The sequence below is a fragment of the Massilia putida genome (assembly GCF_001941825.1).
Classification (GTDB): domain Bacteria; phylum Pseudomonadota; class Gammaproteobacteria; order Burkholderiales; family Burkholderiaceae_D; genus Telluria; species Telluria putida.
The window spans coordinates 3,313,742-3,336,464 of record NZ_CP019038.1 but is presented as its reverse complement, the minus strand read 5'-3'; the positions used below and the strand labels follow the sequence as shown (position 1 = coordinate 3,336,464).

Genomic DNA, 22,723 nt, shown 5'->3' with positions numbered 1-22,723 from the left:
GTATTCAGAATGCAGCAATGCCAGTTTGAGCACGCCCCAGGATCAGCGCGTGGATGTCATGCGTCCCCTCATACGTGTTGACGACTTCCAGGTTGACGAGGTGACGCGCCACGCCGAATTCGTCGCTGATGCCGTTGCCGCCCATCATGTCGCGGGCCATGCGCGCGATGTCCAGCGACTTGCCGCAGGAATTGCGCTTCATGATCGACGTGATCTCGACCGCAGCGGTGCCTTCGTCCTTCATGCGGCCCAGGCGCAGCACGCCTTGCAGGCCCAGCGTGATTTCCGTCTGCATGTCGGCCAGCTTCTTTTGGATCAGCTGATTCGCGGCCAGCGGCTTGCCGAATTGCTTGCGGTCCAGCACGTACTGGCGCGCGCGGTGCCAGCAGTCTTCCGCGGCGCCCAGCGCGCCCCAGGCGATGCCGTAGCGGGCCGAGTTCAGGCACGTGAACGGACCCTTCAGGCCGCGCACTTCGGGGAAGGCATTTTCTTCGGGGCAGAATACCTCGTCCATCACGATCTCGCCCGTGATCGACGCGCGCAGGCCGACCTTGCCGTGGATGGCCGGGCTTGAGAGGCCTTTCCAGCCTTTTTCCAGCACGAAGCCGCGGATCTGGCCTTCGTCATCCTTGGCCCAGACGACGAACACGTCGGCGATCGGCGAGTTCGTGATCCACATCTTCGAGCCGGAGAGCGAATAGCCGCCGTCGACCTTGCGCGCGCGCGTGACCATCGAGCCCGGGTCGGAGCCGTGGTTCGGTTCGGTCAGGCCGAAGCAGCCGATCCATTCGCCGGTGGCCAGCTTCGGCAGGTATTTCTGTTTCGTTTCTTCGTTGCCGAATTCGTAGATCGGTACCATCACGAGCGACGACTGCACGCTCATCATCGAGCGGTAACCGGAATCGACGCGCTCGACTTCGCGCGCGATCAGGCCGTAGCTGACGTAGTTCAGGCCGGGGCCGCCGTATTGCTCGGGGATGGTCGGGCCCAGCAGGCCGAGTTCGCCCATCTCGCGGAAGATGGCCGGGTCGGTGGTTTCGTGGCGGAAGGCTTCCAGGACGCGCGGCAGCAGCTTGTCCTGGCAATAGGCCGCTGCGGCGTCGCGCACCATGCGCTCCTCGTCGAGCAGCTGCTCGTTCAGCAGCAACGGGTCATCCCAATGGAACTGGGCTTTGCGGGGCGTATCGGAACGGCTCATGAGGCTCCTGTCTCAATCTTTGTAAGAATGTGGCGGGCGAATGATGGCCGCCCGGGTCGAGCCATTATAGGAAGCCCGCCCGCGCGCATCTTTTCAAACTGCGACAGGCATTTTCATTTTTAAACGAGCAAGGATCAGGTCGTGCCGAAGCGCCCGCCGTGGAACAGCAGGGCGGCCTGCGGATGCACGGCGCAGTCTTCCACTTCGCCCACGAAGATCACGTGGTCGCCTTCCGGATAGCGGCTGCGGTTGTGGCACTCGAACCAGGCGGAGACGCCCTTCAGGATCGGCTGGCCGGTGCGCGACAGTTCATACTCGACGCCCTCGAACGGATCCTGGCCGCGCCGCGAGAACCGGCGCGCCAGCTCTTCCTGCCCGGCGGACAGGACGTTGATCACGTAGTGCGAGTTGCCGGTGAAGATGGGCAGGCTGTTGGCGACGTTCGACAGGCTCCACAGCACCAGTGGCGGCTCCAGCGACACGGAATTGAAGGAAGACGCGGTCAGGCCGCGGAATTTGCCGTCGCCCAGGCGGGTCGTGATCACGGTGACGCCGGTCGCGAATTGCGACAGGGCTTGGCGGAAATGGGCGGAATCGAAACCGCGCGTGATGGCGCGAGGTGAGCTGGTGTTCATCCGCGCATTATGCCACCAATGGCTTATCTCCCTCTGGCCGGCTGCTCGTTGATCCTGCACAACAGTGCACTTTCGGTTACAGTGAAGCCATGGAAAACTATTTATCCCTCGAGGAGTCAGTATGAGCCAGCAATCCGCAACCGAAGTGGCCATCCTGGGCGGCGGGTGTTTCTGGTGCCTGGAAGCGGTTTATCTCGAAGCGCGCGGCATCCTGCGCGTGGAATCGGGTTATATGGGCGGCGAGACCCCCGCGCCGACGTACGAGCAGGTGTGCGCCGGCACGACGGGCCATGCCGAAGTGGTGAAGCTGGAGTTCGATCCGGACGTGATCAGCTATCGCGACATCCTGGAAATCTTTTTCACCATCCACGACCCGACGACGCTCAACCGCCAGGGGAACGACGTCGGCACGCAATACCGCTCGGTGATCTTCTACACGTCGCCGGAGCAGGAAGCGACGGCGCGCAAGGTGATGGCCGAGATGGCCGGCGTATGGGACGCGCCGATCGTCACGCAGGTGCTGCCGGCCGAGCAGTGGTACAAGGCCGAGGACTATCACCAGAATTATTTCGCCCAGCATCCGCTGCAGGGCTATTGCGCGTTCGTCGTGGCGCCCAAGGTCGCCAAGTTCCGCAAGATGTTCACGGAGCGCGTCAAGTAATTCGCCGCACCCCGTGCCCACGGCCCACCGGTCATGGGTACATATACCGCCGCGACCACGGAATCTGCGCCGGTTCCCCGCCTGCCTTGCCGCACACGATCTGATACAGGCTGATCCAGTCATGCGCGAAGCCGTACGCGCAGCCGGCCAGGTAGACGTGCCAGATGCGGAAGGTCTTCGGGTCGCACGTCGCCCGGATGCGTTCGGCGTTGTTCTCGAAATTCTCCGTCCACAGCGCGCACGTGCGGGCGTAGTGGCGGCGCAGGTTTTCCACGTCGCGCACTTCGAGGCCGCCTTCCTGCATGGTGCGGATGACGGTCGACAGGTGCGCCAGTTCGCCGTGCGGGAACACGTATTTGTCGATGAATTCGCCGCCGCCGTACGGGCTGTTGCGCTGCTCGACGTCGGTCGTGGTGATGCCGTGGTTCATGACGACCCCGCCCGGCGCCAGCAGTTTGTTGATGCGGCTGAAGTATTCCGGCAGGTTGTCCACGCCCACGTGTTCGAACATGCCGACGCTCGTGATGCGCTCAAAACTGCCGCCGACGTCGCGATAGTCCTGCAAGCGGATCTCGACACGGTCCTGCAACCCGGCCTGGGCCACGCGCTCGCGCGCCAGCTCGTACTGGCGCTGCGACAGCGTGACGCCCACGCAGCGCGCGCCGAATTTGCTGGCGGCGCGCATGACCAGGGCACCCCAGCCGCAACCGATGTCGAGCAGCGTCTGGCCCGGCTGCACGCCGATCTTGGTGAGGATGTGGTCGATCTTCTTTTGCTGGGCCGTGGCGAGATCTTCGTCGCCGTTCTCGAAATAGGCACAGGAATACACCATGGCCGGGTCGAGGAACAGGCTGTAGAACTCGTTGGAGACGTCGTAGTGGTAGCGGATGGCCTCGGCATCCTTTTCGCGCGTGTGCGGCGAGACGAGGCGCAACGCGGCGTTGGCGACGCGGCTGGTGCGCGCCGGCTTGCCCGTGGTTTCCGCGAGGGCTGAACCCACCTGGATCATGTCGGCCGCGCGCCCTTCGATCTCGAGCGCGCCTTCGACATAGGCCTCTCCCAGGTTGCCCAGCGACGGAGCGAGGAGGTAGCGCAGCCCGCCCGGGTTGGGAACGCGGATTTTCACGCGCGGCTGGTGGTCGGACGACAGGTCGACCTGCGCGCCGTTCCACAATTCCACGCGCAGGGGCAGGTTGAATTTGCTGCGAATGCCTGAAGTCCAGGCGGAAAGCTTCATCTGGTCGAACACGCGTATCTCCGGCTAGTCCTGAACCGGACGCGCCGGCTCAGGGTTGCAAACGTTGCCGCGTCCAATGCCAGTCTTCCTGCCGCGTGTAGACGATGCGGTCGTGGAAGCGTGAACGCCGCCCCTGCCAGAACTCGATCCGTTCCGGCACCAGGCGAAAACCGCCCCAATGCTGTGGCCGTGGCGGTGCTTCGCCATATTGACGCGCCACTTCCTCGTAATGTTGTTCGAGGGCGGCACGATTCGCGATCGGTTCGCTTTGCTCGGACGCGATCGCCGACAGCCGGCTCTTCAAGGGCCGGCTGTTGAAATACTTATCGCTTTCGTCGGCACTCGTGCGCTCAACTCTGCCTTCGATTCGCACTTGCCGTTCAAGTTCACTCCAGAAGAATAGCAGAGCTGCAAAAGGCTTGCTTTCCAGTTGCTTGCCTTTTTGGCTCGCATAATTCGTGTACCAGGTGAACCCGCGCTCGTCGAACTGCTTGACCAGCACGATGCGCGACGTCGGCCGCCCGTCGGGACCCACGGTGGCCAGGCTCATCGCGTTCGGCTCGTTCACCTCGGCCTTGAGCGCTTCCTCGAACCAGCGCGTGAACTGGACGATCGGGTCGTCCGCCACGTCGCTTTCGTCCAGGCGGGCCTGGCCGTAATCCTTGCGCAGGTCGGCCACGCGTTCGCCGATGGCCGGCGCCGATTCGGCGCACGCCGCCGGTGCGTCCAGGCCGCGGCGGCGGCGCATGGCAGCACCGAGGCGCGCCATCTGGTCCGGTCCGAACAGGCGCAGGGCCATCGGCGCCACGATGCCTTCCTCGCGTTCCATATGGCCCTGGTAGCTCTGCACGAAGCGGCGGACGATGGATGCCGACAACTGCGTGCCGCTGCCGTCCGCGATGCCCGTCAGCTGCTCGTGCAGGTCTTGCCACATCGCATCCATGTCCTTGTGTTCCTGCAGGATCACGGGCGCCAGCGCCTGCAGCGTGGCCGCATCGTCGCCCTTGGCGACGGCCAGCAGCATCGGCAGCAGGTCCTGCTCTTCGTCCTCGTGGTGCAGGTGCGCCGCCTTGTCGAAGTATCTCAGCACGGCCGTGGCGGCCTGGCGCGCCTGCTCGTCGGCACCGTGTTCCGGCAGGTGGGCGAGCAGTTTTTCCAGCGTGGCAAGTTGCTTGCGGATGCGTCCGTGGCAATGCTTGAGGACGGCGACGGGCTGGTCGAAATCGGGCGCGGGGTCGGGAAGAATGTTGTTCATGATCGCTGTTGTGGACACGCAGAATGCGGCTAAATTTTTGATTGACTGAAAGTTATTTTAGTGCAAGGAGCGCCGCGCCGTCCGGTAAAATGGGCGGATGATGACTACGCTTTCCACCTCTCTCCTCGATGACGTCGACTTCGGCCGCCGCTTCGGCGGCATTGCCCGCCTCTACGGCGAGCGTGCACTGGAACGCTTCCGTGCGGCGCACGTTTGCGTGGTCGGCGTGGGCGGCGTCGGCTCCTGGATTGTCGAAGCGCTGGCGCGCAGCGCCGTCGGCCGCATCACGCTCATCGACCTCGACAACGTGGCCGAATCGAATATCAACCGGCAGATCCAGGCCCTGTCGACCACGATCGGCATGCCCAAGATCGAGGCGCTGAAACAGCGCATCGCGCTCATCAATCCGTACTGCGAAGTCGAGCTCGTCGAAGACTTCATCGATCCGGACAACATCCCGCACATGATCGGAACCGGTCGTTTCGACTACGTCGTCGACGCCATCGACAGCGTCAAGGCCAAGGCCGCGCTGATCGCGTACTGCAGCGCGCATGCGATTCCCTTGATCGTCATCGGCGGCGCCGGCGGCCAGCTCGATCCGACGAAGATCGAGGTGCGCGACCTCGCCCGCACCGAGCAGGAACCGCTGCTGAAAAAAGTGCGCAAGATCCTGCGCGCCCGCTACGGCTTCGCGCGCGGCGAAAAGAACAAGTACCACATCGACGCCGTGTTCTCGATGGAACCGCTGCGCTACCCGGAAGCGGGCGACGCCTGCGACGTCGATGCGGGCAGCATCACGGGCCTGAACTGCGCCGGCTTCGGCTCGAGCATGGTCGTCACCGCGACGTTCGGCATGGTCGCGGCCGGCCATCTGCTGCGCAAGCTGGCGGACGCGGCCAATGCCGTGCCGGCGCCCGTACATGTAACCGAATCCGTCGACGCTGTGCAACCGGAGGAGGCCTTGTTATCATAGAATCAGTCGGGCACGTCGCAAAACCTGCTGCGCGTTGCACTGCTGTCCTGCGATGCTCGCTGTACTGTTCGTACAGCCCCGCTTCTCGAACAGCATTGCCGCCGCTCGCGACGGTTTTTCGAAGTGCCCTTTTTACTGATTCGTGAAAGAGGCTCCATGATTCGTCGTATCGCCTTAGCAAGCCTGCTGCTTGCGGCTGTCGCCGCCAACGCGCAGGACGCATCCCAGGCCACCGCCAACGCGGCCAATCCTGCCAACCCGAACAATCCCGTCAACCCCGCCGACGCCCAGGCGCAGCCGGCCCAGCAGGGCCCGCAGGTGCAGGTCATCGATCATGTGATCGGCAAGGGCGCGGAAGCCACCGTCGGCAGCACCGTCGTGGTCAATTACACGGGCTGGTTCTACAAGCCGCTGGCCGCCAAGCAGCACGGCCGCAAATTCGATTCGTCGCTGGACGCGGGCCGCGAACCGCTCGAGTTCCAGCTCGGCGCGCGCCAGGTCATCAAGGGCTGGGAGCAGGGCGTGCAAGGCATGAAGGTGGGCGGCAAGCGCACCCTGATCATCCCGAGCGAACTCGCCTACGGCAAACGCGGCGCCGGCGGCGGCTCGATCCCGCCGGATTCCGATCTGATCTTCGATGTTGAACTGTTGAAGGTGAAGTAAATCTAATTCAACCGGGAGGTATGCATGCGTATCGCGAACGACGTGACGGAATTGATCGGCAATACCCCCTTGGTGCGGATCCGCCGCCTGGCGCAAGGTGCCGGCGCGGACATCACCGCCAAGCTCGAGTTCTACAATCCGGCCCACAGCGTGAAGGACCGGATCGGCTGGGCCATGATCGAAGCGGCCGAGCAGTCCGGCAGGATCGGCCCGAACACCATCATCGTCGAACCCACCAGCGGCAACACGGGCATCGCGCTGGCGATGGTGTGCGCGGCGCGCGGCTACCGCTGCCGCCTCGTCATGCCCGACACCATGAGTAATGAAAGGCGCACGCTGCTGCGCGCCTATGGCGCCGAACTGGTGCTCACGCCCGGGCCGGAAGGCATGCTGGGCGCGATCCGCCGCGCCGAGGAAATCGTCGCATCCGACCCGAACTGTTTCATGCCGCAGCAGTTCAACAATCCCGCCAACCCGGAGGTCCACCGCCGCACGACGGCCGAGGAGATCTGGCGCGACACGGACGGCAAGGTCGACATCCTCGTGGCCGGCGTCGGCACGGGCGGCACCATCACGGGCGTGGCCGAAGTGATCAAGGCGAGAAAACCCGGCTTCCAGGCTATCGCCGTGGAACCGGAAGCGTCGCCGATCCTCTCCAAGGGCACCAAGGGCCCGCACCCGATCCAGGGCATCGGCGCCGGCTTCATCCCGGAAGTGCTGAACACGAAAGCGTACGACGAAGTCATCACCGTCAAGAACGAGGATGCCTTCGAGACGGCGAGAGCGGCCGCGCGCGAGGAGGGCCTGCTGGTCGGCATCTCGTCCGGCGCCGCGTTGTGGGCCGCGATCCAGGTCGCCAAGCGGCCGGAGAATGCGGGCAAGCTGATCGTCACCATCATTCCCTCGTTCGGCGAGCGCTATCTCAGTACGGCGTTGTACGCCAACCTGGCAGGATAAAAAAAGCCCCGCGATGTCTGCGGGGCTTTTTTTTACGGTGCGGTGTCAGTGCGCATGTGAATGGGCGCCGTGATCATGATCGTGGTCGTGATCATGGTCATGATCGTGGTCATGATCGTCGTGCGCATGCGCCGTCATGCCGTCCTGCAGGCAGCAACTGCTGTGGTTGGTTGTCCCTTGTTCCACCTGCAGCGTGCAATGGTGGATGGCGAAATCCTCGCGCAGGTGGCCGACGAGGTCGTCGATGGCGGCATCGCCCGGATAGCCGGCCGGCATGACGAGGTGGGCCGTGAGGGCCGTCTCCGTCGTGCTCATCGCCCAGATGTGCACGTCGTGCACCTCGGTCACGCCCGGCTGCGCGGCCAGGAAGGCCGTCACGCTCGTCGCGTCGACGCTGTCCGGCACGCCCGCCAGCACCATCTGGATCGATTCCCGCAGCAACGACCACGTGCCCACCACGATCACGACGACCAGCACGAGGCTGACGGCCGGGTCGAGCCAGGTCCAGCCCGTGTACATGATCACGACGCCGGCGATGACGACGCCCAGCGACAGCACGGCATCGGCCGCCATGTGCTGGCAGGCGCCGCGCACATTGATGTCGTCCTTGCTGCCAGCCACGAACAACCAGGCCGAGAAGCCGTTGATCAGCACGCCGACAAGCGCGACGATGGAGACCGTCGTGCCGGCCACCGGTTCCGGATGGGCGACGCGGTGCACGGCTTCCCACGCGATGGCGCCGCACGCGACCATCAGCAGCAGGGCGTTGGCGAGGGCCGCCAGGATCGACGTGCCGCGCAGGCCGTATGTGAAGCGGCGCGTCGGCGCGCTTTTCGTGAGCAGCGCGGCGCCCCAGGCGAGGCCCAGCCCAAGCACGTCGGACAGGTTGTGGCCGGCGTCGGCCATCAGCGCCGTCGAGTTGGCGATGAAACCGTAGACGAATTCGATGGCGACGAAGGCCGTGTTCAGGGCGATCGCGAGGCCGAACGCGCGGCCGTTGTCGCCCGGCGCGGGATGGTGGTGATGATGGCCATGTCCATGGCCGTGGGAATGATGTTGACTCATGCGTCCAGTCCGTAGTTTATTCGACGATGGGTTCGGCGATGTGTTCGAACATGTCAGAGAGCAGGCCGCTGATGTGGGCATCGGCGGCCGCATAGAACACCTGCTTGCCCTGGCGCTCGGCCTTGACGATGCGGGCCGCGCGCAGCAGGCGCAGGTGGTGGCTGACCAGCGAACTGGACAGGTTCAACGCGGCGGCGATGTCGCCCACGGCGGTCGGCTGCGCGAGGCAGGCGAGCACGATCCGCAGGCGCGTGGGGTCGCCCAGCAGGTGGAACAGGTCGGCGAGCTCGTCGACCGCGTTGTCGATGTCGGGGGGGATGCTCATGCTTAACGTGTGAAGAACTGTTCACATGTTAAACGCATAGGGGTGGCGGGCGCAAGGGCTATCGTATGCACATGTGGCGCAACGATGCGTTGCGGGCAGGTGCGGCTCGACCGTGCATGCCGCGCAACGTCGGCGCGAGCACCGCCCACGCGTTCAACCGGCGGCAGCGTTGCGTGTTCGTCGCGACGCCTGCCGGCGTCGAACCCGTGGACGGCGTGCACGCTTGCGGAACACAAACCGTGCGGTGCCGCGGTCCACCTTACGGTAGCTGTCCGTCAGCGTCGCGCATCTCGGGCTCCCCCAGCCCAAGCTTCTGCAACTGCGGCACGATCGCCGCCCGGTCGCCCACGGCGATGACTTTCAGCCGCTCGGGCTTCAACCAAGTTTGCGCCGCCGCCTGCACCTGCGCCGCCGTCACGGCCCGAAAGCGGTCGGGCAGGGTGCGCCAGTAGTCGGCCGGCAGGTCGAACACATAGGTCTCGGCCAGGCTGGCGCCGATGCCGCTATTGGTTTCGAACTGGCCCGGCAGCGAATACACCTGCGAGTCGCGCGCGCCCGCGAGTTCGGCGGTCGGCAGCGGCTTGGCACGCATGCCGTTCACCTCCTTGAAGATCTCGGCCACCGACGGCCCCGTGACGTCCGTGCGCACGCTGCCCGCGATGGTGAACGGGCCCGGCGTGCGGTCGTAGCGGAATGCCGAGAACACGCCATAGCTGTAGCCTTTTTCTTCGCGCAGGTTGAGGTTGATGCGGCTCGAGAACAGGCCGCCCAGCGCCGCGTTCATGACTTGCATGGCCGGGTAGTCCGGCGTCTTGCGCGCGGCCGCGATGGTCGTCACGCGCAGCGCCGTCTGCGGTGCGCCCGGCTTGTCGACGACGATGAGGCGCGCCTTGGTGCCGGACGGATCGCCGACCGCCGACACGGCCGCGTCGGCGCGTTCCCAGCCGCCGAAGCGTGCGGTGACCAGCGCACGCAGCTCGTCGGCCGTGATGTCGCCGGAGACGACGAGGGCCGCATTGCCGGGCAGGTAGTGGCGGCGCCAGAAGCGCACGACGTCTTCGCGCGTCGTCGCGCGGATCGCCTGTTCCGTGCCCAGCTGGCCGTAGCCGTAGGGGTGGTTCGGTCCGTACAGCGCACCGGCCGCGGCAACGGCGGCGACCAGCGCCGGGTCGTCGCGCTGCTGCGTCAATTCGCCCAGGCGCGCGGCGCGCTGGCGCTCGACTTCGGCGGTCGGGAAGGCCGGGTGCAGCACGACATCGGCCAGCACGTCCAGCGCCTGCGGGAACGTGGCGCGCAACGCCAGCAGCGATACCGTCGACGCGTCGTTCGACGCGGCGCTGCCGAGGAAGGCGCCCAGTTGCGCGATCTCGTCGGCGATGCGCGGCGCGCTGCGTGTGGCCGTGCCTTCTTCCAGCATCTGCGCCGTGAAGCCGGCGAGGCCCGGCTGGTCGGACGGGTTGGCGTCGGAACCGCTTTTCACGACCAGTTCCGCGGCCACGAGCGGCAGCGCGGGATTCGGATGGAAGATGACGGTGAGGCCGTTCGGCAGCTTGAACGATTCGCCCTGCGGCAGCGCGAAGCGCGGTGCCGGTCCCGGTTTCGGCGGCGCGCGGCGCCAGGGTTCGTCGCGGTTGATGCCGGCGGCAAGCCCGGTCTTGGACGCTTTCGGTGCCGGCGGCGTCGGGACGTCCGGACCGAGATCCGGCTTGCCCGGCACGCCCACGACGATCACGCGCGCGTTCGGCTGCAAATAGGCCTGCGCCACGCGGCGCACGTCGGCGGCGGTGACGCGGGTGAGGCGGGCGATGTCCTTCGGCAGGTAGCCGGGATCGCCCGTGTACTGGTTGTACTGGTTGATCTGGTTCGCGAGGCCCGTGCCGCCCAGCTTTTCGATCGACGTCAGCATCGCCGTCTCGATCGTGTTGCGGGCGCGTTCGACTTCCTGTTCGGACGGGCCGTTGTCGCGCAGCGCCTTGAGTTCCGCGTCGATGGCCGCTTCCAGCTCGGCCGCGTCGTGGCCGGGGCGCGCGGTGGCGTCGACGATGAAGGTCGACGTGAGCGCGTTCGAATTCTGCGCGGCCGATGTCTCCTGGGCGAGCTGGCCTTCGTACACGAGCGATTTGTACAGGCGGCTCGCCTTGCCGCCGGCGAGGATCTGCGCCGTCACTTCCAGCTCGGCGTCGCCCGGCTGGAACGCGGGCGGCGTGAGCCACGCCATGTACACGCGCGGCAGCTCGACGCGGTCCGGCACCATGATGCGGCGCTCGCGGGTGATAGCGGGCGTGGTTACCTGCGGGCGGACGACCGGCGGGCTCTTTTTGAAGCTGCCGAAGTACTTGGCCACGAGGGCGCGCGTCTTGGTCTTGTCGATGTCGCCGGCGATCACGATGCTGGCGTTGTTCGGGCCGTAGTAGCGCTTGAAAAAGTCGCGCACGTCGGCCAGCTTCGCGTTCTGGATGTCGGCATGCGAGCCGATGACGGCCGCGTAATACGGATGGGTCTTCGGGAACAGCGCGTGGTTCAGCGCTTCCTCGACGATGCCGTACGGGCGGTTCTCGACGCTCTGGCGCCGCTCGTTGCGCACGACGTCCTGCTGGTTCGACAGCGCGGTCTGATCGAGCACGTCGAGCAGATAGCCCATGCGGTCGGCGTGCACCCACAGCGCGAGTTCCAGCTGGTTCGACGGCACCGTGTCGTAATAATTGGTGCGGTCGTAGTCCGTGCTGCCGTTGCTGTCGGTGGCACCGGCGCCTTCCAGCAGGCGGTCCGCGAGGCCGCGCGGCAGGTGCCGCGTCCCGGCGAACATCATGTGCTCGAACAGGTGGGCGAAGCCGGTCAGCCCGGGCGCCTCGTTGGCGGGACCGACGTGGTACCAGATGTTGACGGCCACGATGGGCAGGCGGTGGTCTTCGACGAGGATCACTTCCAGGCCGTTGGGAAGCTGCGTCTTGTCGTAGCGGATCTGCGGCACGGCGGCGGCCGCTGCGGGCTGGGCATGCGCCGCCGGCGGTCCCGCGAGGAGCAGCAACAGGGGCAGGATGGACAGGAGGCGTGTCATGCGGACTCCGTTTTTTTAATGACAGGCGGCGCTGCCCCGGTCGGGCGGCGCGACCCCGAAGGAAGCGAGCCGCGTCGACTCGACGAATTCCCAGCCGTAGCCGCCCGCGTACAACTGCAGGCGCAGCACGCCGGTGCGGTTGCTGTCGCGGACCTCGCTGTGCGCGACGGTGAGCAGGAATGGCGTCGGATACGCGCCGCCGGTGCCGACCACGAACTGGCGAATGCCGCGCGCCGGATCGAGCCGGCCGTCCGCATCCTGCGGGGCGAAGCGTTCGTAATCGTGGTCGTGGCCGGACAGCACCAGCTCGGCGCCGGCGTCGTACAGCAGTTTCCAGGCGTCGCGCATCTTGGGGATGCTGCCGTGACCGCCCGAGCTGTACAGCGGATGGTGCCAATACGCGAGCGTGCAGCGCGCGGGGTGGGCGGCGAGATCGGCGCGCAGCCAGTCCAGCTGGGCCGCGTGCGCGGCCGGGGCCAGGTTGCTGTCCAGGGAGACGATGTGCCAGGTGCCCAGGTCGAAGCTGTAGTAGCCGCGGCCGGCGCGTGCGCCCCAGTAGGCGAAATACGGTTGGGCGCCCGGCGTGTAGTACTCGTGGTTGCCGGGCGCGGGCCAGGTGCGGTCCTTGAAGCGGCCCCACGTGGGCGCGTAGCAGCCGGTGAATTCCTTCATGGCGCCGCGCGGATAGGTCAGGTCGCCCAGCGCCAGCACGACGGCGTGCGGGTCCTGCGCGAGCCCGGCGGCGACGGTGGCGGCCGTCTCGGCCGCGCCCGAATATGCCGGGTCAGGGGAGGCGCAGCGCGCGATGTCGCCGGCCGCGTACACGGTGATGCCCTCGTCGACGCCCGCGGCAAGCGCGCTCACGCAGACGAACATCGTGAGCGCGGCCGTGGCACGCAGCGGCAGGCGGGGCATCCTTACTCGAGCAGGCGCAGGAGGCCGGACAGCGCGTGCGCCACGGTCTGCTCGCGCACCGCGTGGCGGTCGCCGGAGAATACGAGGCGTTCGGTGTACGTCGTGTCGCCCTTCGACCAGCCGAAGCACACCGTGCCCACGGGCTTGCCGGGAACGGCGCCGGTGGGGCCGGCGATGCCGGTGGTGGAGACCGCCACGTCGGCATTGCTGTTCGCGACCGCGCCTTCGGCCATCGCGCCCGCGACTTCCTCGCTGACGGAACCGAATTGCGCGATCAACGCGGCCGGCACGTCCAGCATCTCCGTCTTGGAGGCGTTCGAATACGTCACGAAGCCGCATTCGAACCAGCCGGTCGAGCCGGGAATTTCCGTGATGGCCTGGGAGACGCCGCCGCCCGTGCAGGATTCGGCGGTGGCCAGCAGCAGGCCCTTGGCTTCGAGTGCCCGGCCCACACGGGTGGCCAGGTCGATGATGTCGTTCGTCACGTGTCGCTCCTCCTTGTAATGGCGGACCAGCGGGCCGCCAGGGTCTCCAGGATCTTTCGCGGGCGCGCCGCCGTGTGCCGGGCGTGGATGGATCCGCTGCGCGCTCGCATCCATTTTAGCGCGCCTTCCCAGCGTGCGGCGTCGGAATCTTAACGAAAAGCCATGCCTGCCTTGTCCTTACAAATGTTATTGTATTTACCATCGTTAATGAACGAGTTCGTTCCGTGCGACATTACACCCGGCCGGGCTGCTATTCTGCTCGCCTTGCGGGCTCTGCCCGCACCGTTGCTCATTGACCGAACCAGGACCTCGCATGCCGCTCGACCGTTTCGCGCATGATTATCCGGGGCCGGCATAACCATGATGGCGTCGTCCTTTGCAGCCGCGCGCGGCGCCCGTCGGGCGGTGTTGTGCCTGCTGATCGTAGCGGGTGCCGTCCATGCCCGGACCAGCCCCGTTGCCACCCCTGAGCGCAAGCTCAAGGCGGCCTATATCTATCGTGTCGCCACGTTCGTCGACTGGCCGGATGCCGCGTTCGCGCGCGCGGATGGTCCCTTGCTGATCGGCGTCGCCGGCGACGACGCGCTGGCCGACGAGGCCGGGCGGTTCATGGACGGGCGCCTCGTGCACGGCCGGCCGCTGGCCGTCGTCCGCATCGATTCCCGCCTCGATCCGCGCGCCATGCCGCGCGGCCTGCACGTCCTGTTCGTGAGCGCCGCGCCCGCGCGCGGCCGGCTGCTGGACGCCGTGCGCAGCCAGCCCGTCCTGACGGTTTGCGACGGCGCGCCCGGACACGGCTGCGTGGTCGGGCTGATGGCGGACGGCGAGCGCCTGCGGCTGCGCATCGACCGCCTCGAAGCGATGGCCGCGCAGCTGCGCATCAGTGCGCGCCTGCTGGCACTGGCGGCATGGTGAAGGCCATGATCCGTCCGCGCCGCTCGATCCGCGAAAAACTCGTCACGATCGTGATGTCGACGACGCTCGCCGCCTTGGCCGTCTCGGTGGGCACCGTCGTCGCCTACGACCTGCGCAGCTACAAGAGCGCACTGCTGAACGACCTGGCGACGCAGGCGGAACTGGTGGGCCACATGACGTCGGCCGCGCTCGCGTTCGACGACGGCCGCCTGGCGCGCGAGAACCTGGCCCTGCTGCGCAGCCGGCCCTCGGTGCGCGCGGCCGCGATCTACGACGAGCACGGCGCGCTGTTCGCGACCTATGTCGCCCCCGGCGAGACCGGCGCGTTCCCGGTGCGTCCCGCGAAGGGCGGCCGGCCGGTGCATGCCGGCGGCAAGGAAACCTATGTCGGCAACGGCGACGAGCTGGTGCTGTACAAGCCGATCAGCGAGAACGGCGAGCTGCTCGGCACCGTGTACCTGCGCTCGCAGAACCAGCTGATGGAACGCATGCGCGACTACCTGGTGATCTGCGCCTGCGTGACGGTGCTGGCGCTGCTCACCGCGTGGCTGCTCGTGCGCCGCCTGGGCCACACGATCACGACGCCGATCGATGCCATCACCAACATCGCGCGCGAAGTCGTGGCGCGGCGCGACTATTCGCGGCGCGCGCCGCGCATCAGCGAGGACGAGGCGGCGGAACTCGTCGATTCCTTCAACGCGATGCTGACCGAGATCGAGCAGCGCACGCGTGCGCTGGAAGACTCGAACCGCGAGATCGCGCGCCTGAACGAACGCCTCGAGGCGCGCGTGCAGGAGCGCACGGCCCAGCTGGAGCTGGCCAATTCGGAGCTGGAGCTGGCGATCGAGGAAGCGAGAAACGCCAACCAGGCCAAGTCCGCGTTCCTGTCGTCGATGAGCCACGAGCTGCGCACGCCGCTCAACGCCATCCTCGGCTTCGCCCAGATCCTGGCCTCGAAAGACATGCCGACGACGCCCGAACAGAAGCTGGAATTCTCCGGCCACATTTTGAAATCCGGCCGGCATCTGCTCACCCTGATCAACGAGATCCTCGACCTGGCCAAGGTGGAAGCGGGCGCGCTCTCCCTGTCGATGGAACCGGTGCTGCTGGCCGAGGTGCTGGACGAATGCCGGAGCATGATTGCGCCGCTCGCGGCCACGCGCGGGGTGCGGGTCCTGTTCCCGGAAGCGCCAGCGGCGCGCGTGCAGGCCGACCGCACGCGCCTGAAGCAAGTGCTGTTGAACCTGTTGTCGAACGCGGTGAAGTACAACCGCGAGGGCGGGGCCGTCGTCGTCGATTGCACGCATCCCGCGCCGCAGCGCCTGCGCCTGTCCGTGCAGGACACGGGCATGGGCCTGTCGCCCGAACAGGTGGCCGGCCTGTTCCAGCCTTTCAATCGCCTGGGCCAGGAAGGCGGCACGCAGGAAGGCACGGGCATCGGCCTAGTCGTGACGCGCCGCCTCGTCGAGCTGATGGGCGGCGAGATCGGCGTCACCAGCAGCCCCGGCGCGGGCAGCGTGTTCTGGATCGAGCTGGCCTGCACCGACGCGGACGGGGACGTGGCCGACGCGCAGCCGGCCGCGCGCCTTGCTCCCGCCGTCGCGCCCGCGCAGCCGGCCACGGTGCTGTACATCGAAGACAACCCGGCCAACCTGAAACTGGTGCAGGAGATCGTGCGCTTCCGCCCCGACCTGCGCCTCGTGAGCGCGCCGGACGGCCACTTCGGCCTGTCGCTGGCGCGCAGCCAGAAACCCGACATGATCCTGATGGACCTGAACCTGCCCGGCCTCTCCGGGTTCGAGGTCCTGGCGCAGCTGCGCCGCGAACCCGAGACCGCGCGGATCCCGGTCATCGCGGTGTCCGCCAACGCCATGCGCGCCGACATCGAGCGCGCGCTGGCGGCCGGCTTCGTGCGCTACCTGACCAAGCCGATCGACATCGGCCAGTTCAACGAGGCCATCGACGGCGTGCTGGCGCAGCGCACCGTCGAGGAAAGACAGCCCGAATAAGGACCACGCCATGATTTCGCCCAACGACATTCGCCGCGCGCACATCCTCGTCGTCGACGACGAACCGGTGAACGTGCAGTTGCTCGAGTTCCTGCTCAAGACGAGCGGCTACGAGAACGTCGCCAGCACCACGGATCCGCGCCAGGTCGCCGCGCTGCACCTGCAGCACCGCTACGACCTGATCATCCTCGACCTGCAGATGCCGCACATGGACGGCTTCCAGGTGATGGAAGCGCTGAAACCGATGGAGCGCGAATCCTGGCTGCCGGTGCTCGTGGTGACGGCGGAGCCGGACAAGAAGCTGGCCGCGCTGGAAGCGGGCGCGCGCGACTTCATCGGCAAGCCGTTCGACACGGTCGAAGTCCTGACGCGCATCCGCAACCTGCTCGAAGTGCGGCTGTTCCACAAGGAGTCGCGCGACTACGGCGTGCGCATGGAGCGCAAGGTGCGCGAGCGCACGGCCGAACTGCAGCGCTTCCGCGGCGCGATGGATGCGACGTCGGATGCCATCTTCCTCGTCGACGCGCACACGATGGCGATGGTCGACGTCAGCGACGGCGCCTGCCGCATGCTGGGTTTTTCGCGCGAGGCGCTGCTTCGCATCGACCCGGTCGCGCTGGGCCTCGCGCAACGCGTGCAGCTCGAACGCTACGCCGATCCGGCGTCGACGTCGCGCGAGCACGACATCGTCGAGACCGAGCTGCTGCGCTCGGACGGGCAGGGCTCCGTGCCCGTCGAGATCAGCTGGCAGCTGCAGTCGCTGGACCAGACCCGCATCCTGATCGCCGTCGCGCGCGACATCAGCGAACGCCTGCAGGCCGCGCAGCGCCTGAAGCACATGTCGAACTACGACAGCCTGACGGGCCTGCCGAACCGCAGCCTGTTCTTCCACACGCTGCGCGACGCCATCGAACTCGCGCAGGACAAGAACTGGCGCATCGCCGTCCTGTTCATCACCCTCGACCGCTTCAAGATCGTCAACGATTCGCTCGGCCCGGCGCTGGGCGACGAACTGCTGCGCCAGTTCAGCACGAGACTGGTGCGCTCCGTGCGCCTGCGCGACACCATCGGGAGGCTGGGCGGCGACGAGTTCGCGTTGATCCTCACGATGACGCGCGAGCAGACCGAGGACGAGGCGGTGAATGTCGCCAACGAGGTGCGCGAGGCGTTGCGCGCGCCGTTCGACCTGAACGGCCAGCAGGCCGTGATGACGGCCAGCATCGGCATCTCGATGTATCCCGACGACGCCACCGACCCCGGCACGCTCGTCAAATACGCCGACGTGGCGATGGTGCGCGCCAAGGAGGCCGGGCGCGACGGCTACCGCTTCTTCACGGCCGGGATGAACGTGCAGGTGCTGGCGCGCCTGGACCTCGAAATGGCGCTGCGCGGCGCCATCGACGACAACCAGTTCGAGCTGCACTACCAGCCCAAGCTGGACCTGAACACGGGCCGCGTGAGCGGCGTGGAGGCGCTGCTGCGCTGGCGCCGTCCCGGTTTCGGCCTCGTGTATCCGGCCGAATTCGTGCCCATCATGGAAGACACGGGCATGGTCGTGCGCGTGGGCGCGTGGATCATCGGCGAGGCCTGCCGCCAGATCGCCGCGTGGACGCTCGACGGGGTGCGCGACGTGCGCGTGGCCGTGAACGTGTCGAGCCGCCAGTTCGTCGAGGGCGACCTGGAAGGCGACATCCGCGCCGCGCTGGAAGCGCATCGCGTCGATCCGAGCCTGCTCGAACTGGAACTGACCGAGAGCGCGCTGATGTCGAACTTCGAGCACACGGTGCAGGTGCTGGAGCGTTTGAAGGCGATGGGCATCCGCATCGCCATCGACGATTTCGGCACCGGCTATTCGAGCCTCGCTTACCTGAAGCGCTTCCCGATCGACAAGCTCAAGATCGACATCGCGTTCGTGCGCGACATCACGACGAACCCGGACGACGCCGCGATCGCGCTGGCCATCATCAGCATGGCGCACAGCCTGCACATGCAGGTGATCGCGGAAGGCGTGGAATCGCGCGCCCAGATGGTGCTGCTGCGCCGCCACCGCTGCGACGAGATCCAGGGTTTTCATTTCGCGCGCGCGCTCGCGCCCGCCGAACTGGCCCGGCTGATCCTGGAAAACCGTGCCCAGCCCACGCGCCCGGCGGAGGACGACCGCAACGTCCAGACGCTGCTCGTGGTCGACGACGACGTCAACGTGCTGACCGTGCTGCACCGCCTGTTCAGGCGCGACAACTACCGGGTGCTGACGGCCGCGTCGCCGGCCGAGGGCTTCGAGCTGCTGGCGCTGTACCACGTGCAGGTGATCCTGTGCGACCAGCGCATGCCGGGAATGAGCGGCACCGAGTTCCTCAGCAAGGTCAAGGAGATGTATCCGGACACGATGCGCATCATCCTGTCCGGCTACACGGGCGTGGAGACGGTGCTCGATTCGATCAACCGCGGGGCCATCTACCGCTTCTACACGAAGCCGTGGAACGACACCGAATTGCGCGACAACGTGCGCCTCGCGTTCCGCCAGTACTGGCTCACGCACGGGCCGTATGACGACCGCAGGACGCCGCGGGGAGATGAAGAGGCGGCGTGACGCGAATACCCGGCGTTGCGGGCAGGGTCGACGGCCCGGCCGTCCACGCGTTCAACCGCGGCATGCGCGCCGCGCACGGTTTCGGCATACCGTGCGGCGGTTAGCCGGGGCTGAAATGGTCCCAGCCGGCCAGCTGCAGATCGAGCGCGGCGCCGTCCGCATCGACCAGCTTCAACCCCGGCTCCGCCGTGATCGAGCCGACCCGTGTCACGGCCGTGCCGCTCGCCGCCCCGGCCGCAAGAATCGCCTCGCGCTGTTCCACCGGCGCCGTGAAGCAAAGTTCGTAATCGTCGCCGCCCGCCGCGGCGAAACGGCGGCGCAGCGCGCGCGGCTGGCGTTGCAGCGCCGGCCCGGCCGGCAGCGCATCGACGTCCAGCACGGCGCCCACGCGCGACGCGGCGAGAATGTGGCGCAGGTCGCCCACGAGGCCGTCCGAGATGTCGAGCGCGGCGTGCGCCAGGCCGCCTTCCGCCAGCAGGCACCCGAGCGCCACGCGCGGCGCCGGTGCGTGCATGCGCTCGGCGGCGGCCGCATGGTCGGCCGCGTCCAGCGCGACCTCGCTGCGCCGCGCCGCCAGCCACAGGCGCGCGTCGCCCAGCGTGCCGGAGATCCAGATGTCGTCGCCGGCGCGCGCGGCGTCGCGGCGCAGCGCCTGGCCGGGCGCCGTCTCGCCGAAGATCGTGATGCAGATGTTCAGCGGGCCCTTGGTCGTGTCGCCGCCCACCAGCTCGCAGCCGTGGGCGTCGGCCAGCGCGAACAGGCCGCGCGAGAAGGCATCGAGCCAGTCCGGTTCGGCGGCCGGCAGCGCCAGCGCCAAGGTGAAACCGAGCGGCCTGGCACCCATCGCGGCCAGGTCGGAAAGGTTCACGGCCAGGCATTTGTGGGCCAGCAGGAACGGGTCGGCGCCGGCGAAGAAATGGCGGTCCTCGACGAGCATGTCGGACGAAATGGCCAGCAGCTTGCCGGGCGTGGGCGCGAGCAGGGCGCAGTCGTCGCCGACGCCGAGGACGGTATTTGGGCCGGGCGCGCGGTCGCGCTGGAAGTAGCGTTTGATGAGATCGAATTCGGAAAGCATGCCGCGATTCTAATCCGGGACGACCGTGCGCCGGTAGCCGCCGGGCCCGATTCCGTAATGGCGCTTGAACACGCGCTTGAACGCGGCTTCCGATTGATAGCCGATGGCCGGCGGCATCCCGTGACTTCCCGAAAGCGCCCGCCCGACACAGGCGATGGGGCGGGTTGCCATGCTACCCGCCCTTGGTCGCTGCTGTCGATACCAAGAAATACGTAGACGAGGGACGGTGACACTCTGCTAAAATCGGAGACCCCCCGTCAGTTCAAAAAGGCAGCAGAGCATGGATTCGTCAATCGATAAAAAAGAAGAATTACGTCAACAACTGCGGGCTGCCGCGCTCGAGTACCACCAGTTTCCCACTCCCGGCAAGATCGCCGTCACCCCGACCAAATCCGTGTTGAACCAGCGCGACCTGGCCCTGGCGTACTCGCCGGGCGTGGCCGCGCCCTGCGAAGAAATCGTCAAGGACCCCACCACCGCCTATAAATACACGGCGCGCGGCAACCTGGTCGCGGTGATCTCGAACGGCACCGCCGTGCTTGGCCTCGGCAATATCGGCCCGCTGGCCAGCAAGCCCGTCATGGAAGGCAAGGGCGTGCTGTTCAAGAAGTTCGCCGGCATCGACGTGTTCGACATCGAGATCAACGAAAACGATCCGGACAAGCTGATCGACGTGATCGCCGCGCTGGAGCCGACGTTCGGCGGCGTGAACCTCGAGGACATCAAGGCGCCCGAGTGCTTCTACATCGAGCGCAAGCTGCGCGAGCGCATGAAGATCCCCGTCTTCCACGACGACCAGCACGGCACCGCGATCATCGTCGGCGCCGCCATCCTGAACGGCCTGAAAGTCGTCGGCAAGGATCTCAAGAAGTGCAAGATGGTCGTGTCCGGCGCGGGCGCGGCGGCGTTGGCCTGCCTCGACCTGGCCGTCGACCTCGGCTTCCCGATCGAGAATATTTACGTGACCGACCTCGCCGGCGTCGTCTATAAAGGCCGCACCGAGCTGATGGACCCGGACAAGGAACGCTTCGCCCAGGACACCCCGTACCGTTCGCTGGCCGAGATCATCCCCGACGCCGACATCTTCCTCGGCCTGTCCGCCGGCGGCGTGCTCAAGCCCGAGATGGTCGCCAAGATGGCGCCGAACCCGCTGATCCTGGCGCTCGCGAACCCGAATCCGGAAATCCTGCCGGAAGACGCGAAGGCCGTCCGCAACGACGTGATCATCGCCACCGGCCGTTCGGATTACCCGAACCAGGTCAACAACGTGCTGTGCTTCCCGTACATGTTCCGCGGCGCCCTGGACTGCGGCGCGACGACGATCACGCGCGAGATGGAAATCGCCGTCGTGCACGCCATCGCCGACCTCGCGCACGCCGAGCAGTCGGACATCGTGGCATCGGCCTACGGCATCTCGAACCTGTCGTTCGGTCCGGAATACCTGATCCCGATGCCGTTCGATCCGCGCCTGCTGACGCACATCGCGCCGGCCGTGGCCAAGGCCGCGATGGAAGGCGGCGTCGCCACCCGTCCGATCACCGACCTGGCCGCATACGCCGAGAGCCTGCAGCAATTCGTCTACCGCAGCGGCAGCTTCATGAAGCCGCTGTTCCAGATCGCCAAGAGCGCGCCGGCCGAACTGAAGCGCATCGTCTACGCCGAGGGCGAGGAAGAGCGCGTGCTGCGCGCGGTGCAGGCCGTCGTCGACGAGAACCTGGCCCGTCCGATCCTCGTCGGCCGTCCGGCCGTGCTGGAAAAGCGGATCGAGAAGTTCGGCCTGCGCCTCAAGCAGGGCCAGCACTTCGACGTCATCAACCCGGATTTCGACGAGCGCTACCGCGACTACTGGCAGACCTACCACCGGATGGTGATGCGCAAGGGCGTCACGGAAGACCTCGCCCGACTGGCGATGCGCCGCCGCCACACGCTGATCGGCGCGATGATGATCCACAAGGGCGACGCCGACGGCATGATCTGCGGCACCTACGGCACGACCGAAGTCCACCTGCAATACATCGACCAGGTGCTGGGCAAGCGCGCCGGCAGCAATGTGTATGCCGCGCTGAACTTCATCATCACGCAGGAACGCCAGATCGCGATGGTCGACACCCACGTGAACGAGAACCCGACCGCGGAAGAGCTGGCCGAGATCACGCTCATGGCGGCCGAGGAACTGGAGCGCCTGGGCATCACGCCGCGCGTGGCGCTGCTGTCGCACTCCAACTTCGGCACGTCGAACAGCGAATCGGCTAAAAAGATGCGCGCCGCGCTGGCGCTGGTGCAGCAGAAGGCGCCGGAGCTGGAAGTCGACGGGGAGATGCACGGCGACACCGCGCTGGACTCGAAGCTGCGCGCCAAGATCATGCCGCAGTCGACGCTCAAGGGCGACGCCAACCTGCTCGTGATGCCGAACATCGAAGCGGCGAACATCGCCTACAACGTGCTCAAGACGGCGGCCGGCAGCGGCGTCGCCGTCGGTCCGGTGCTGCTGGGCTGCGCGCGTCCGGTGCACATCCTGACCCCGTCGGCCACCGTGCGCCGCATCGTCAACATGACGGCGCTGTGCGTCGTGGACGCCGTGTCGGAGCGTTGATCGCGGAGCTGGTGTTGTAGATTCGCCACCGGCGAACAACGTCGAACAAAAGGGCCGATTCTGGCCCTTTTGTCATTGAAATGTAGAAGTTCCCGACAATTCGTGAATATGTAA

General features: G+C 66.8%; 19 protein-coding genes. 8 read left to right on the top strand and 11 right to left on the bottom strand.

The window, feature by feature from the left end:
• Positions 1 to 4: 4 nt before the first annotated feature.
• Together BVG12_RS17025 and BVG12_RS17020 are read right to left on the bottom strand one after the other, a co-directional pair.
• Positions 5 to 1,198, bottom strand: a complete 1,194-nt coding sequence (locus tag BVG12_RS17025) for an acyl-CoA dehydrogenase (protein WP_075793434.1) — start codon at positions 1,196 to 1,198, stop codon at positions 5 to 7.
• Positions 1,199 to 1,332: 134 nt separating this feature from the next.
• Positions 1,333 to 1,833, bottom strand: coding sequence for a flavin reductase family protein (locus BVG12_RS17020; protein WP_075793433.1), 501 nt, complete (start codon positions 1,831 to 1,833; stop codon positions 1,333 to 1,335).
• Positions 1,834 to 1,954: 121 nt separating this feature from the next.
• Here BVG12_RS17020 and msrA point away from each other — a divergent pair, with 121 nt between their 5' ends.
• Positions 1,955 to 2,494 carry a peptide-methionine (S)-S-oxide reductase MsrA gene (gene msrA, locus BVG12_RS17015; protein WP_075793432.1) on the top strand — a complete coding sequence of 180 codons (540 nt, stop codon included), beginning with the start codon at positions 1,955 to 1,957 and terminating at the stop codon, positions 2,492 to 2,494.
• Positions 2,495 to 2,525: 31 nt separating this feature from the next.
• Here msrA and BVG12_RS17010 read toward each other — a convergent pair whose 3' ends face one another.
• Both BVG12_RS17010 and pdxH read right to left on the bottom strand, forming a co-directional pair.
• The gene (locus tag BVG12_RS17010) at positions 2,526 to 3,743 is read right to left on the bottom strand and encodes a class I SAM-dependent methyltransferase (protein ID WP_075793431.1); all 1,218 of its coding nucleotides are present in this window, start codon (positions 3,741 to 3,743) and stop codon (positions 2,526 to 2,528) included.
• A gap of 37 nt (positions 3,744 to 3,780) precedes the next feature.
• Positions 3,781 to 4,986 carry a pyridoxamine 5'-phosphate oxidase gene (gene pdxH / locus BVG12_RS17005; RefSeq protein ID WP_075793430.1) on the bottom strand — a complete coding sequence of 402 codons (1,206 nt, stop codon included), beginning with the start codon at positions 4,984 to 4,986 and terminating at the stop codon, positions 3,781 to 3,783.
• A 100-nt stretch (positions 4,987 to 5,086) separates the two neighbouring features.
• Here pdxH and tcdA point away from each other — a divergent pair, with 100 nt between their 5' ends.
• From tcdA to cysK, 3 genes are all read left to right on the top strand, one after another.
• Positions 5,087 to 5,959 carry a tRNA cyclic N6-threonylcarbamoyladenosine(37) synthase TcdA gene (gene tcdA, locus BVG12_RS17000; RefSeq protein WP_075796417.1) on the top strand — a complete coding sequence of 291 codons (873 nt, stop codon included), beginning with the start codon at positions 5,087 to 5,089 and terminating at the stop codon, positions 5,957 to 5,959.
• Between the two features lie 156 nt (positions 5,960 to 6,115).
• A complete protein-coding gene (locus BVG12_RS16995; protein WP_075793429.1) occupies positions 6,116 to 6,622 on the top strand; it encodes an FKBP-type peptidyl-prolyl cis-trans isomerase in 507 nt (168 codons plus the stop codon).
• Positions 6,623 to 6,646: 24 nt separating this feature from the next.
• Positions 6,647 to 7,579, top strand: coding sequence for a cysteine synthase A (gene cysK, locus BVG12_RS16990; protein WP_075793428.1), 933 nt, complete (start codon positions 6,647 to 6,649; stop codon positions 7,577 to 7,579).
• 45 nt (positions 7,580 to 7,624) lie between these two features.
• On the opposite strand, the gene BVG12_RS16985 is transcribed toward cysK, so the two are convergent.
• From BVG12_RS16985 to BVG12_RS16965, 5 genes are all read right to left on the bottom strand, one after another.
• Positions 7,625 to 8,644, bottom strand: a complete 1,020-nt coding sequence (locus BVG12_RS16985; protein ID WP_075793427.1) for a cation diffusion facilitator family transporter — start codon at positions 8,642 to 8,644, stop codon at positions 7,625 to 7,627.
• A 16-nt stretch (positions 8,645 to 8,660) separates the two neighbouring features.
• Positions 8,661 to 8,969, bottom strand: coding sequence for an ArsR/SmtB family transcription factor (locus tag BVG12_RS16980; protein ID WP_075793426.1), 309 nt, complete (start codon positions 8,967 to 8,969; stop codon positions 8,661 to 8,663).
• 259 nt (positions 8,970 to 9,228) lie between these two features.
• Complete coding sequence (locus tag BVG12_RS16975; RefSeq protein WP_075793425.1) at positions 9,229 to 12,027, bottom strand: M16 family metallopeptidase; 2,799 nt, start codon at positions 12,025 to 12,027, stop codon at positions 9,229 to 9,231.
• Between the two features lie 15 nt (positions 12,028 to 12,042).
• Positions 12,043 to 12,942: a metallophosphoesterase family protein gene (locus BVG12_RS16970; protein ID WP_075793424.1), complete on the bottom strand. Its 900-nt coding sequence runs from the start codon at positions 12,940 to 12,942 to the stop codon at positions 12,043 to 12,045.
• A gap of 2 nt (positions 12,943 to 12,944) precedes the next feature.
• Positions 12,945 to 13,427 (bottom strand): CinA family protein, encoded by a 483-nt coding sequence (locus BVG12_RS16965; RefSeq protein ID WP_075793423.1) that lies wholly within the window; start codon positions 13,425 to 13,427, stop codon positions 12,945 to 12,947.
• Between the two features lie 360 nt (positions 13,428 to 13,787).
• On the opposite strand from BVG12_RS16965, the gene BVG12_RS16960 reads away from it, so the two are divergent.
• Genes BVG12_RS16960 through BVG12_RS16950 form a run of 3 tightly spaced genes read left to right on the top strand, consistent with a single transcriptional unit; the run spans position 13,788 to position 18,941 of the window.
• Positions 13,788 to 14,342, top strand: a complete 555-nt coding sequence (locus BVG12_RS16960) for a YfiR family protein (protein WP_075793422.1) — start codon at positions 13,788 to 13,790, stop codon at positions 14,340 to 14,342.
• Positions 14,343 to 14,347: 5 nt separating this feature from the next.
• Positions 14,348 to 16,351: a sensor histidine kinase, YfiR-like protein-associated gene (locus BVG12_RS16955; RefSeq protein WP_075796416.1), complete on the top strand. Its 2,004-nt coding sequence runs from the start codon at positions 14,348 to 14,350 to the stop codon at positions 16,349 to 16,351.
• A 10-nt stretch (positions 16,352 to 16,361) separates the two neighbouring features.
• Positions 16,362 to 18,941 carry an EAL domain-containing protein gene (locus tag BVG12_RS16950; protein WP_075793421.1) on the top strand — a complete coding sequence of 860 codons (2,580 nt, stop codon included), beginning with the start codon at positions 16,362 to 16,364 and terminating at the stop codon, positions 18,939 to 18,941.
• Between the two features lie 100 nt (positions 18,942 to 19,041).
• Here the strand turns inward: BVG12_RS16950 and thiL are convergent, their stop codons facing one another.
• Both thiL and BVG12_RS35150 read right to left on the bottom strand, forming a co-directional pair.
• Positions 19,042 to 20,016, bottom strand: coding sequence for a thiamine-phosphate kinase (thiL, locus tag BVG12_RS16945; RefSeq protein WP_075793420.1), 975 nt, complete (start codon positions 20,014 to 20,016; stop codon positions 19,042 to 19,044).
• A gap of 9 nt (positions 20,017 to 20,025) precedes the next feature.
• Positions 20,026 to 20,187, bottom strand: coding sequence for a hypothetical protein (locus BVG12_RS35150; protein ID WP_229503983.1), 162 nt, complete (start codon positions 20,185 to 20,187; stop codon positions 20,026 to 20,028).
• 109 nt (positions 20,188 to 20,296) lie between these two features.
• Between BVG12_RS35150 and BVG12_RS16940 the strand changes: the two genes are divergently transcribed.
• Positions 20,297 to 22,609, top strand: a complete 2,313-nt coding sequence (locus BVG12_RS16940; RefSeq protein WP_075793419.1) for an NADP-dependent malic enzyme — start codon at positions 20,297 to 20,299, stop codon at positions 22,607 to 22,609.
• The last annotated feature ends 114 nt before the right edge of the window (positions 22,610 to 22,723 follow it).

Bases quoted from the DNA above. Each gene is read 5' to 3' on its own strand.
- BVG12_RS17025 (WP_075793434.1), bottom strand. From the start codon at position 1,198: ATGAGCCGTTCCGATACGCCCCGCAAAGCCCAGTTCCATTGGGATGAC.
- BVG12_RS17020 (WP_075793433.1), bottom strand. From the start codon at position 1,833: ATGAACACCAGCTCACCTCGCGCCATCACGCGCGGTTTCGATTCCGCC.
- msrA (WP_075793432.1), top strand. From the start codon at position 1,955: ATGAGCCAGCAATCCGCAACCGAAGTGGCCATCCTGGGCGGCGGGTGT.
- pdxH (WP_075793430.1), bottom strand. From the start codon at position 4,986: ATGAACAACATTCTTCCCGACCCCGCGCCCGATTTCGACCAGCCCGTC.
- tcdA (WP_075796417.1), top strand. From the start codon at position 5,087: ATGACTACGCTTTCCACCTCTCTCCTCGATGACGTCGACTTCGGCCGC.
- BVG12_RS16995 (WP_075793429.1), top strand. From the start codon at position 6,116: ATGATTCGTCGTATCGCCTTAGCAAGCCTGCTGCTTGCGGCTGTCGCC.
- cysK (WP_075793428.1), top strand. From the start codon at position 6,647: ATGCGTATCGCGAACGACGTGACGGAATTGATCGGCAATACCCCCTTG.
- BVG12_RS16985 (WP_075793427.1), bottom strand. From the start codon at position 8,644: ATGAGTCAACATCATTCCCACGGCCATGGACATGGCCATCATCACCAC.
- BVG12_RS16980 (WP_075793426.1), bottom strand. From the start codon at position 8,969: ATGAGCATCCCCCCCGACATCGACAACGCGGTCGACGAGCTCGCCGAC.
- BVG12_RS16975 (WP_075793425.1), bottom strand. From the start codon at position 12,027: ATGACACGCCTCCTGTCCATCCTGCCCCTGTTGCTGCTCCTCGCGGGA.
- BVG12_RS16970 (WP_075793424.1), bottom strand. From the start codon at position 12,942: ATGCCCCGCCTGCCGCTGCGTGCCACGGCCGCGCTCACGATGTTCGTC.
- BVG12_RS16960 (WP_075793422.1), top strand. From the start codon at position 13,788: ATGATGGCGTCGTCCTTTGCAGCCGCGCGCGGCGCCCGTCGGGCGGTG.
- BVG12_RS16955 (WP_075796416.1), top strand. From the start codon at position 14,348: ATGATCCGTCCGCGCCGCTCGATCCGCGAAAAACTCGTCACGATCGTG.
- BVG12_RS16950 (WP_075793421.1), top strand. From the start codon at position 16,362: ATGATTTCGCCCAACGACATTCGCCGCGCGCACATCCTCGTCGTCGAC.
- thiL (WP_075793420.1), bottom strand. From the start codon at position 20,016: ATGCTTTCCGAATTCGATCTCATCAAACGCTACTTCCAGCGCGACCGC.
- BVG12_RS35150 (WP_229503983.1), bottom strand. From the start codon at position 20,187: ATGGCAACCCGCCCCATCGCCTGTGTCGGGCGGGCGCTTTCGGGAAGT.
- BVG12_RS16940 (WP_075793419.1), top strand. From the start codon at position 20,297: ATGGATTCGTCAATCGATAAAAAAGAAGAATTACGTCAACAACTGCGG.